Here is a 10,688-nt window from a genome sequence, read left to right as displayed (position 1 = left end):
AACCCGCACCGACGGGCGCTTCAGCCTGTCCGGGGCTCAGCCGCGAACGCCTGCCAGAAAATCCAGCAGGGCCGCGTTGACCGCCTCGGGCCGCTCCTGCTGCAGCCAGTGGCCGGCGCCGGGAATCTCGATCATGCCGCGCAGGTCGGTCAGCCAGTCCGCCTGCGCCTTCTCATGGCGCCCGGCGTAGTGGCGCACGGGGTCGTTCTCGCCGATCATGAACAGGGACGGGACGTCGATGGTGCGGTCCTGAAGCCAGGCGGTCAGGGACCAGTTCAGGTCCATGCAGCGGTACCAGTCCAGCGGCCCCCTGAACCCGCCCGCGCGGAACGCCGCCACATACTCGGCGAAGTGGTCGCCGCTCATCCACGGCGGCCGGGTCGCCCCGTCGCTGACGCCGTCAATCATGGACTGGCCCGGCTTCAGAAAACCGGTGTGGCGCTGATCGGCGGGGGTGGCGCCGTCATAGGCCCAGAACATCTTCCTCAGGGCCGTTTCGGGATCGGCCTCGAACGGCGCATGGGCGTCCGCGTCCTGGAACCGGGTGATGTAGAGGTCGTCGGTCCCGGCCCGGGCGGCGATGGCGCGCATGGCGGCGATGGGCGGGCCCTTCGCCCGGCGTGGCTGGAACGGCACCGACAGCCCGGCCACGGCGGTGAACAGATCGGGCCGCATCAGGGCGCAGTGCCAGGCCACGGACGCCCCCCAGTCATGGCCGATCACCACACACGACCGCTCGCCCAGCGCCCGCACCAGACCCACCATGTCGCCCACCAGATGCAGGATGGAGTGGTCTTCGGTCCTCGCAGGCCGGTCGGTCGCGCCATAGCCGCGCATGTCCGGCGCGACGGCGCGATAGCCGGCCTCGGCCAGGGCGTCGATCTGGGCGCGCCAGCTGATGGCCAGCTCCGGAAACCCATGGACCAGCAGCACCAGCGGCCCCTCGCCCGCCTCAAGAACGGACTGGTTCAGGCCGTCGGTGGCGATCAGGCGGCGGTCCATGGGGTGCTCCTCGTCAATCGGAGGGTGCAGCATCCTTCTCGCTGATCGGTTCGTCCAGATAAACGCCCTTGATCAGCACGAAAACCAGCACCGCCAATGGCGTGGCCAGCAGCACGCCGAGAGGCCCGAACAGGGCGGCGAAGATCAGGATGGAGAACAGGGCGATCACCGGCGGCAGGGACACCATGCGCTTCTGCACCAGGGGCATGATCAGATTGCCTTCCAGCTGCTGGATGCCGACGTAGAGCAGCAGTGTCCACAGCATCATCTCGGGCCCCATCGTGGCCGCCAGCAGGAGCGCGGGGATGGTGGCCGCCACCGGGCCGACGATGGGCACGAACTCCAGCGCGCCTGCGATCATGCCCAGCGCCAGAGGCGAGGGCAGGCCGATGGCCCAGGCGCCCAGGCCCGTGATCACGCCCACCAGCGCCATGGCCGCCAGCTGGCCCAGCAGCCAGCGCCGAAGACCGAGTCCCGAAACGTCGAACGCCTTGCCGACCATGTCGGCGGTGGAGGCGCTGCGCTTCTTGAACAACCGCACCACCCCGGCCCTGTAGCTTCGGGGGTTGAGGGCCAGGAAAATGCCGGCGAAGATGACCAGAATCAGTTCCGCGATCACGCCGGCGATCAGTCCGGCGAAGGCGCCGAGACTGGAGAAGACCTCACCGGACAGCAGGCTCCCGTCGGTGGCTGGCGGCGCAGGGGCGACGCCCGGAGCGCTGTCATCCGGCTCGAGCTGTCGGGCGGTGTCTTCGCCGCCGCCTTCGCCCATCCGGTCAATCAGGCTGTCCAGCCGCTCCACCACCTCGGGTCCGAACGGCAGGGTCGCCAGCTGGCCGCGCGCCGCATCCCAGGCCTGGGGGAGACGCGTGGCGAGATCAGACGCCTGGCTGGAAATCTCGCGCCCGAAAATCCAGCCGCCCAGGGTCATCAGCGCCACGATCGACGCCAGGGCCGCGAGCACGGCGGGGCGGGGCGGCAGTTTGGCGTACCGTTCGAACGGCTCGGCGGCGGTGCTGAGGATCAGGGCCAGCAGAATGGCGCCGAACACCAGCAGCAGGATGTGGCTGAGCTGCCAGATCAGGAGGGCCGTGACGACGACGCCCGCGACCAGCACGGTCTGGCGCAGCAGACGGCCGTCATCGGCGCGCTGTTCAGAGGCCTTCTCGGGCGCGGCTTCGGTCGGTGATTTTCCCATCGCCCCCTAACGCACCGGGCGCGCCGGGGTTCTCCCGACGCGCCCGTCACGCATCCGCTTCAATGCTCAGAGGACGGTCAGGCCGCCTTCTTGCCCGCGAACTTGCCGTAGAAGGTCTCGCCCTTGGCCGCCATGTCGCGCAGAAGTTGGGGCGGGGTGAACCGCTCGCCGTATTGCGCGGCGTACTTGTCCGCCTGCTCCACGAAGGCCTTCAGGCCGATCTGGTCGATCATGGTGATCGGGCCGCCGGTCCAGGGCGCGAAGCCCCAGGCCAGGATGGCGCCCACGTCGGCCTCGCGCGGGTCGTCGATGACGCCCTCTTCCCAGCAACGGGCCACCTCCACCGCCTGGCGATAGAGCAGGCGGCGCTTCTGGTCCTCGACCAGCTCGGGCGTGGACTCGGCGATCGTCACCGGCGCCAGCTCCGACAGGCCCTTCCAGAGCGTCTTGGGCTTGCTGTCATAGTCATAGAAGCCCTTGCCGTTCTTGCGGCCGTAGCGTCCCAGCTCCTCGACCATCTTCTCGACGATCTCCATGCCCGGCTGCGGCGTGAACTTGTCGCCCAGATCGGCCTTCGTCTGCTTCGTGATCTTGACCGACAGGTCCAGGGCCACGTCGTCGTGCATCTCCAGCGGGCCGCGCGGCATGCCGGTGGCGCGACCGATGTTGTCGATCATGGCCGGAGCGTAGCCTTCCTCCAGCATGGCCAGACCTTCGGCCACATAGGTGCCGAAGCAGCGCGAGGTGTAGAAGCCGCGCCCGTCGTTGACGACGATCGGGGTCTTCCTGATCTTCATCACATAGTCGAGGGACTTGGCGATGGCCGCCTTCCCCGTCTTCTCGCCAAGGATGATCTCCACCAGCATCATCTTGTCGACGGGCGAGAAGAAGTGGATGCCGATGAAGTCCTCGGGCCGGACGCTGGCCTCGGCCAGACCCGTGATGGGCAGGGTCGAGGTGTTGGAGCCGAACACGGCGCCCGGAGCCAGCTGCGCCTCGGCCTTCTTCGTCACCTCGGCCTTCAGGTCGCGGCTTTCGAACACGGCCTCGACCACCAGGTCGGAACCCTTGATCAGCTCGTAGTCGGTGGTCGGGGTGATCAGGGCCAGGACGGCGTCGGCCTTGTCCTGGGTCATCTGACCGCGCGAGACGCGCTTCTTCAGGATGTCCTCGGCGTAGGACTTGCCCTTGTCGGCGCCTTCCTGGCTGACGTCGATCAGGATGGTCTCGATGCCGGCCATGGCCTGCACATAGGCGATGCCCGCCCCCATCATGCCGGCGCCCAGAACGGCCACCTTCTTCGGGTCGGACTTGGGCACGTCGGCCGGGCGCAGGGCGCCCTTGTCCAGTTCCTGCTTGGACAGGAACAGCGACCGGATCATGCCCTGGGCCTGCGGCGTCATCAGGGTCTTGATGAAGTAGCGGGTCTCGACCCGCAGGGCCGCGTCCATGGGCAGCTGAACGCCCTCATAGACGGCCTTCATCATGTTGGTGACGGCCGGATAGTTGCCGTAGGACTGCTTCCTCAGCATGGCGTTGCCCATGATGAAGACCTGCGAGCCTGCGGGGTGATAGGGACCGCCCCCGGGCAGCTTGAAGCTCTTCTCGTCCCAGGGCTGGACGGCCTTGCCGCCGCCCTTGATCCAGGCCTTGGCCGCCTCGACTTCCTTGCCGGGCTCGACCACCTCGTGGACGACGCCGGCGGACAGGGCGTCCTTGGGACGCCAGCTCTTGCCCTCGGACATCTGCATGAGGGCGGCCTGAACGCCGATCAGGCGCGGCAGGCGCTGGGTGCCGCCGCCGCCGGGGAACAGACCCACCTTGATCTCGGGGAGGCCCAGCTGAATCTTCGAATTGTCGCCGACCACGCGGTAGTGGCAGGCGAGGGTGAGTTCGAGGCCGCCGCCCAGGGCCAGGCCGTTGATGGCCGCAGCCACCGGCTTGCCGCAGGTCTCCAGCGCCCGCAGGGCGCCGTTCAGACGCCAGCCGGCGTCATAGGCCGCCTGCAGGTCCGAGCCGCCCAGCATGCCGCCGGCCATGTCGCCCAGATCCGCCCCGGCGCAGAAGCCCGAGGCTTGCCGGAGGTCAGGACCACGCCCTTGATGGCGTCGTCGCCCTTCACCTGTTCGACCCACTCGGGGATCTCCTTCATGACGCCCGAGGTCAGGGTGTTCATGGAGCGGCCCGGCACGTCGAAGGTCACCGTGGCGATGCCGTCGCCGTCGATCTCGATCTTGAAGTTTTCCATGGGTGCTTCTCCTTCGGATCAGACGCGTTCGATGACGGTGGCGGTGCCCATGCCGCCGCCGATGCACAGGGTGGCCAGGGCGGTGGTCTTGTCCGAGCGCTCCAGCTCGTCCAGCGCGGTGCCCAGGATCATGGCGCCGGTGGCCCCCAGGGGGTGGCCCATGGCGATGGCGCCGCCGTTCACGTTGATCTTGTCGTGGGGGATGTTCAGGGCCTGCATGTAGCGCAGGACCACCGCGGCGAAGGCCTCGTTCAGCTCATAGAGATCGATGTCGCCGGCCTCCATGCCCAGGCGGGCCAGCAGCTTGCGGGTCACGGGCTCGGGGCCCGTCAGCATGATGGAGGGTTCCGAACCGATGGAGGCGGCGCCGCGGATCTTCGCACGGGGCTTGAGGCCGAGCGCCTTGCCCGCCTCGAGGGTGCCGATCAGCACCCCGGCCGAACCGTCGACGATGCCCGAGGAGTTGCCCGGGGTGTGCACGTGATTGACGCGCTCCACCTCGGGGTAGCGCTGGTTGATCACGGCGTCGAAGGCCATCTCGCCCATCATCTGGAACGAGGGGTTCAGCCCGCCGAGGACCTGCATGTCGGTCTTGGGACGCACGGTCTCGTCGTGGTCGAGGATGGTGAGGCCAAGCTGGTCCTTCACCGGCACCACCGACTTCCTGAAGCGGCCGTCGGCCCAGCTGGCGGCGGCGCGCTTGTGGCTCTCAACCGAATAGGCGTCCACGTCGTCGCGGCTGAAGCCGTACTTGGACGCGATCATGTCGGCCGACACGCCCTGGGGAACGAAATAGGTGGCGATGGCGCTGGACGGGTCGATGGGCCAGGCCCCGCCGTCGGAGCCCATGGGCACCCGGCTCATGGCCTCGACCCCGCCGCCCACGGCCATGCGGGCCTCGCCGGAGGCCACCTTGGCGGCGGCCATGTTCACGGCTTCCAGGCCCGAGGCGCAGAAGCGGTTGATCTGGACGCGGCGGTCAGCTGCGACCAGCCGGCGGTCAGCACGGCGGTGCGGGCGATGTCGGCGCCCTGCTCGCCCACCGGGGCCACACAGCCCAGGATCACGTCATCCACCTGCGAGGTGTCCAGATCGTTGCGGTCGCGCAACGCCTCCAGAACCTGAGATGCGAGGGACAGGGCGGTGATCTCGTGAAGGGATCCGTCCTTCTTGCCCTTGCCGCGCGGGGTGCGCACGGCGTCGAAGATGTAGGCGTCGGCCATGGGTGCGTCTCCTTTGAGGACGCTTCCTTAGCGCGTTTGCCGACGAAATGCTACGTTTACGTCAACGTCAACTTACGACTTTTTTTCGCTCAGTCGAGGAAGGCGCGGACCTCAGCCTCGAATACGTCCGGCTGGTCGATCATGATGAAATGGGCGCTGTCGGGGATTCGTTTCAGGGCGACGCCGGAAAGCGGGGCGTAGACGGCCTGGAACACGCCATCCAGCTGGGCGTCGCTCAGGGGGATGTTGGGCCCGTTGACGTAGAGCACGGTCGTGGGGGCGGTGATGCGGCCCAGCTCGCCGGTCAGATCGGTGGTGATCAACTCGTGCATGGCGTTGGCGGCGACGCGGCGGTCGGTCTCGACCGCATGGCGGACCGGACCGGCGCGGCCGGACTCGGTCAGGACCATGCCCGCGATGGCGGCCTGCGCGCCGGCGGCCCAGCCCGCGTCATCGGCCGAGGCCATGCGGTCGCGGGTCATGTCAGCGACGGGGCGGACGCTCTCCGCGGTCGTCCCTGCGGGCCCGTAGAACACGCCCATGAAGGGCACCTGATCCACCACCATCAGCCGCTCGACCAGCGCCGGATGACGGGCCGCCAGCATCAGGCCGATGGTGCCGCCCATGGAGTGGCCGATCACCGGTGCGGATGTGATGTCGTTGAAAGCCAGGTATTCGGCGATTTCCTCGGCCACCGGGGCGGCCACGGGGCCCGAGGCGTTGTCGCCCGCGTCCAGTCCGGCGAAACCGCGCACATGGACCCGGTGCACCCGGTAGCCGGCGCCGAGACGCGCCACCAGATCATCCCAGATCTCCGGATGCGAGCTCAGACCGGGGATCAGCACCAGATCGCGGCCCTGACCCGAGGTCCAGACCATGATGCGCGCGCCGTCGAAGGGCGCCTCGGCCTCCTGACCCACCGAGCCGGTGGCGCAGCCGGAAAGTACAAGGGCCGCCCCGCCCGCCAGAACCATTCTGCGATCCATGTCCGCTTCCCTCTTCGCGCCGTGATTTGACCAGTGGTATAGGCGACTCATGCCCGCAGACAGCGACGCCAGCAAGACGGCCGTGCCCGAGGCCAAGTCCCCGCCCACCGCCTTCGGCAAGGGCTTCATCACCGACGCCTGGTATTTCGCGGCCCTGTCGCGGGACGTGAAAGCGGCCGGGCTCAAGCGCTACGAACTGCTGGGCGAGCCGGTGCTGATCGGGCGCACCCGCGCGGGCCAGGTCTACGCCATGCGGGACATCTGTCCCCACCGGGCCGCCCCCCTGTCGGCCGGACGCCTGGTCCAGCATGACGGCGAGGGCGAGACGGTGGAATGCCCCTATCACGGCTGGCGTTTCCGGCCCGACGGGGTGTGCGCGGCGATCCCCTCGCTGGTCCAGGACCAGGCCTTCGAGGCGGACCGGATCCGGGTGCGATCCTATCCCGTGGTCGAGAGCCAGGGGCTGGTGTTCGTGTGGATGGCCGCCGATCCTCGCAATCCGTCGGCCCCCGACCATGACCCGCCGGTGTTCCCCGGCGTGGTGGGCGGCGACGCGAAGCTGGTTGAGTGGATGGATTTCGACAGTCATGTGGATCACGCCGTGGTGGGCCTGATGGACCCGGCTCACGGCCCCTATGTGCATCAGCAGTGGTGGTGGCGCAGCGCCCAAAGCCGGCACGAGAAGGCCAAGGCTTTCGAGCCGCGGGACCATGGGTTCGCCATGGTCCGCCACGCGCCGTCATCCAATTCCTACGCCTACCGCATTCTGGGCGGCAAGCCGGCGACCGAGATCACCTTCCGCCTGCCCGGCTATCGCTGGGAACATATCCAGGTGGGCGAGAGACAGGTGCTGGCCCTGACCTGCCTGACGCCCCTGACCGAGACGACGACCCGCATCACCCAGATCTTCTGGTCCGACCATTGGGTGTTCGACCTGATCCGCCCGTTCCTGAAGCGGGGCGCCCGCGCCTTCCTGAAGCAGGACGGCGACATGGTGAACCTGCAGAACGAGGGCCTGCGCTACGACCCGGCGCTGCTGTGGATCGACGACGCCGACAAACAGGCCAAGTGGTACCAGCAGCTGAAGCGGGAATGGCTGAAGAGCCGCGCCGAAGACCGGGCCTTCGCCAATCCGGTCAAGGCCGCGACCCTGCGCTGGACCAGCTGACGCCGCCCGGTGATTTCAGACTCTGCGCTGAAAAAAACAGGGTCTGAATAGTCTGAATTGTCTGAAATCGCCCCTCCCGGTCTCGTCCCCTGAAGCGCCATTATAAGGCCGTGGGAAGGAGCGGGATTAAAAATCAGGCGCGCCAGAAGCCGACGATGCGTTTGACCTCGTCCACCACCGGATCGGCGATTTCGGCGGCGCGCTCGGCGCCGGACTTGAGGACGCGGTCGATCTCGGCCGGGTCGTTCATCAGGCGGCGCATCTCGGCGGTGACGGGGGCCAGGGACGACACCGCCAGCTCGGCCAGTTTCGGCTTGAAGGCGCCGAAGCCCTGACCGGCGAACTCGGCGGTGACCTGTTCGCGACTCTGGTCCGACAGGGCGGCATAGATGGCGATAAGGTTCTTCACCTCGGGCCGGTCGTCCAGCGCCTCGTCCGGCGCGGGCATGACGCCCATATCGGTCTTCGATTTCCTGATCTTGCCGGCGATGGCGTCGGCGTCGTCGGTCAGATTGATGCGGCTCATGTCCGAGGGATCGGACTTGGACATCTTGGCCTGGCCGTCGCGCAGGGACATGACCCGGGTGGCCGGTCCCTGAATCAACGGGTCCGGCAGAGGGAAGAAGCCGGGGACGCCGAAGTCGTTGTTGAACTTGGCGGCGATGTCGCGGGTCAGCTCCAGATGCTGCTTCTGATCCTCGCCCACCGGCACTTCCGTCGCCTTGTAGAGCAGGATGTCGGCGGCCTGGAGCACCGGATAGGTGTACAGGCCCACGGAGGCGCGCTCCTTGTGCTTGCCGGACTTCTCCTTGAACTGGGTCATGCGGTCCAGCCAGCCGAGGCGGGCGACGCAGTTGAAGATCCAGGCCAGCTCGGCGTGGGCGCGCACGGCCGACTGCGGGAAGATCACCGACTTCGCCGGATCCAGCCCCGAGGCGAGGTAGGCGGCGGCGATCTCGCGGGTCTGGGCGGCCAGCTTTTCGGGCTCCTGCCACACGGTGATGGCATGCATGTCGGCCACGAACAGGAAGCAGGGCGCGCCGGAGTCCTGCAACGCGGTGAAGCGTTTCAGGGCCCCCAGATAGTTGCCCAGGTGCAGGGCGCCGGAGGCCTGGATTCCGGACAGGATGCGGCGCGGGCCGGTGTAGGCGATGGGTTCAGCGTCGGACATGGCGTGGCAATGCCCCAGCGTCGCCCGCAGGGCAAGCCGGGATCAGGCCTTGCGTTCGCGCCGGATCAGACCCTTCACCTCGCCGATGGTCACCGCCCGGGTGACGAACAGCAGGATCAGATAGACCAGACCGCCCACGCCGGTGACGCCGATCAGGGCGATCTCCTTGCCGCCCCGGCCCAGCAGGCCGTCGATGGGCGCCTCGATCATGGCGCGGACCGACACCGCAGCCACGAGCAGGGCCCCCATGACCAGGCTGGCGATCAGGATGCGGGCCATGCGCCGGATGGCGGTGGCGGCGGGACGGTAATGATCCCGACGCCACAAGGTCAGGGCCAGCAGCCCCGCATTGACCCAGGCCGCCGCGCTGGTGGCCGCCGCGATCCCCTGCACCCCGGCGCCCAGCAGGAACAGGGACACGGCCAGCACCGCGTTCACCGCCACGGCCACCAGGGCATATTTCATCGGGCTCTTCGTATCCTGCCGGGCGAAGAAGGCCGGGGCCAGTATGCGGATGAGGATGAAGGCGGGCACGCCCCAGCCGAACTGGAACAGGATCTGCGCCGTGTTGATCGCGTCCACCTCGAGGAACGCCCCGCGCGTGAACAGGCCGTCGATGAGGAAATAGGGCATGGCCAGAATGGCGGTGGCGGCGGGCAGGGTCAGGGCCATGGCCAGGACCAGCGCTTCGTCCATGGAGGCCTGCTGCTGGGCGCGGTCCTCGGCGGCGATGGCCGAGGACAGCTTGGGCAGGAGGGCGATGCCGATGGCCACCCCGACGAGGCCGAGCGGCAGCTGATAAAGCCGGTCCGCCGTGGCCAGCCAGCTGCGCCCGCCCTCCACGAAGGAGGCCAGATTGCCCGACAGGAAGACGTTGATCTGGGTGGCCGAGTTGCCGATCACGGCCGGAACGGCGGTGATGATGATGGCCTTCACCTCCGGCGACAGGCGCGGCATGCGGAAACGGATGTTGGCCCCGGCCTTGCGGACAGCCCAGAAGCACAGCCCCGCCTGGGCCACGCCCGAGATCAGCACGCCCCAGGACACGGCGTAGGCCGCCCCTTCTGGCCCGCCGCTCGACGTCAGCACGGCGATCAGCATGATGACGTTCATCAGGATCGGATAGGCGCCCGAGACGATGAACCGCCCTCGCGCGTTCAGCACACCCGACAGCAGGGCGGCGATGGCCATGCAGGGCAGATACGGCATGGTGATCTGGGTCAGGATCACCGCCAGATTGTAGCGGACCGGGTCATCCAGAAAGCCGATGTTGATGCCCGCCATCAGCCACGGCATGGCCAGCTGGGCCGCCAGGGTCAGGATCAGGGTGGAGACCGCGATCAGGGCGATGGCGTCGGTGGCCACCTTGTCGGCCGCCGCCTCGCCGTCCAGGCGCAGCTTCCGGGCGTAGGCCGGAACGAAGGCGGCGGCGAAGGCGCCCTCGGCGAAGATGCGGCGGAACAGGTTCGGAAAGCTCAGGGCCGTGTTGTAGGCGTCCGCCGCCGGACCCACAGAGGCGCCCAGCACCGCATTGATGGCGATGTCACGGGCGAAGCCGGCGAACCGGCTGATCAGGGTCAGGCCGCTGAAGATGGCCGAGGAACGCATGACGCCGCCCGACTTCGGGGGTTCCGGCGCGGGCGGATTGGTCGAGGCCGAGGCCCGGAGTTCGGGATCGATGGTCATTCAGCG

6 protein-coding genes and 2 pseudogenes are annotated in these 10,688 nt (G+C 68.2%); 1 reads left to right on the top strand and 7 read right to left on the bottom strand.

All coding sequences use genetic code 11. The features are described 5' to 3' along the window. Nucleotides 1-36: 36 nt before the first annotated feature. The 5 genes and pseudogenes from MBEBAB_RS03130 to MBEBAB_RS03110 form a co-directional block, all read right to left on the bottom strand. Nucleotides 37-1,002: an alpha/beta fold hydrolase gene (locus MBEBAB_RS03130; protein WP_021696479.1), complete on the bottom strand. Its 966-nt coding sequence runs from the start codon at nucleotides 1,000-1,002 to the stop codon at nucleotides 37-39. A gap of 13 nt (nucleotides 1,003-1,015) precedes the next feature. Next, nucleotides 1,016-2,200, bottom strand: a complete 1,185-nt coding sequence (locus MBEBAB_RS03125; RefSeq protein WP_021696478.1) for an AI-2E family transporter — start codon at nucleotides 2,198-2,200, stop codon at nucleotides 1,016-1,018. A 77-nt stretch (nucleotides 2,201-2,277) separates the two neighbouring features. After that, nucleotides 2,278-4,448: pseudogene (locus MBEBAB_RS03120) on the bottom strand (3-hydroxyacyl-CoA dehydrogenase NAD-binding domain-containing protein). Between the two features lie 18 nt (nucleotides 4,449-4,466). Next, nucleotides 4,467-5,671: pseudogene (locus MBEBAB_RS03115) on the bottom strand (acetyl-CoA C-acetyltransferase). Nucleotides 5,672-5,760: 89 nt separating this feature from the next. After that, complete coding sequence (locus tag MBEBAB_RS03110) at nucleotides 5,761-6,657, bottom strand: alpha/beta fold hydrolase (RefSeq protein WP_045318739.1); 897 nt, start codon at nucleotides 6,655-6,657, stop codon at nucleotides 5,761-5,763. A gap of 49 nt (nucleotides 6,658-6,706) precedes the next feature. On the opposite strand from MBEBAB_RS03110, the gene MBEBAB_RS03105 reads away from it, so the two are divergent. Beyond that, nucleotides 6,707-7,825, top strand: a complete 1,119-nt coding sequence (locus tag MBEBAB_RS03105; protein ID WP_021696474.1) for a Rieske 2Fe-2S domain-containing protein — start codon at nucleotides 6,707-6,709, stop codon at nucleotides 7,823-7,825. A 133-nt stretch (nucleotides 7,826-7,958) separates the two neighbouring features. Here MBEBAB_RS03105 and trpS read toward each other — a convergent pair whose 3' ends face one another. Next, complete coding sequence (gene trpS / locus MBEBAB_RS03100; protein ID WP_021696473.1) at nucleotides 7,959-8,996, bottom strand: tryptophan--tRNA ligase; 1,038 nt, start codon at nucleotides 8,994-8,996, stop codon at nucleotides 7,959-7,961. A gap of 42 nt (nucleotides 8,997-9,038) precedes the next feature. Then, nucleotides 9,039-10,682: a murein biosynthesis integral membrane protein MurJ gene (murJ, locus tag MBEBAB_RS03095; protein ID WP_021696472.1), complete on the bottom strand. Its 1,644-nt coding sequence runs from the start codon at nucleotides 10,680-10,682 to the stop codon at nucleotides 9,039-9,041. Between the last annotated feature and the right edge of the window lie 6 nt (nucleotides 10,683-10,688).

Source organism: Brevundimonas abyssalis TAR-001 (assembly GCF_000466985.1).
In the GTDB taxonomy this organism is placed as follows: Bacteria; Pseudomonadota; Alphaproteobacteria; order Caulobacterales; family Caulobacteraceae; genus Brevundimonas; species Brevundimonas abyssalis.
Note: the sequence above shows the minus strand (reverse complement) of the source record. Positions and strands in the feature narration are given on the sequence as shown.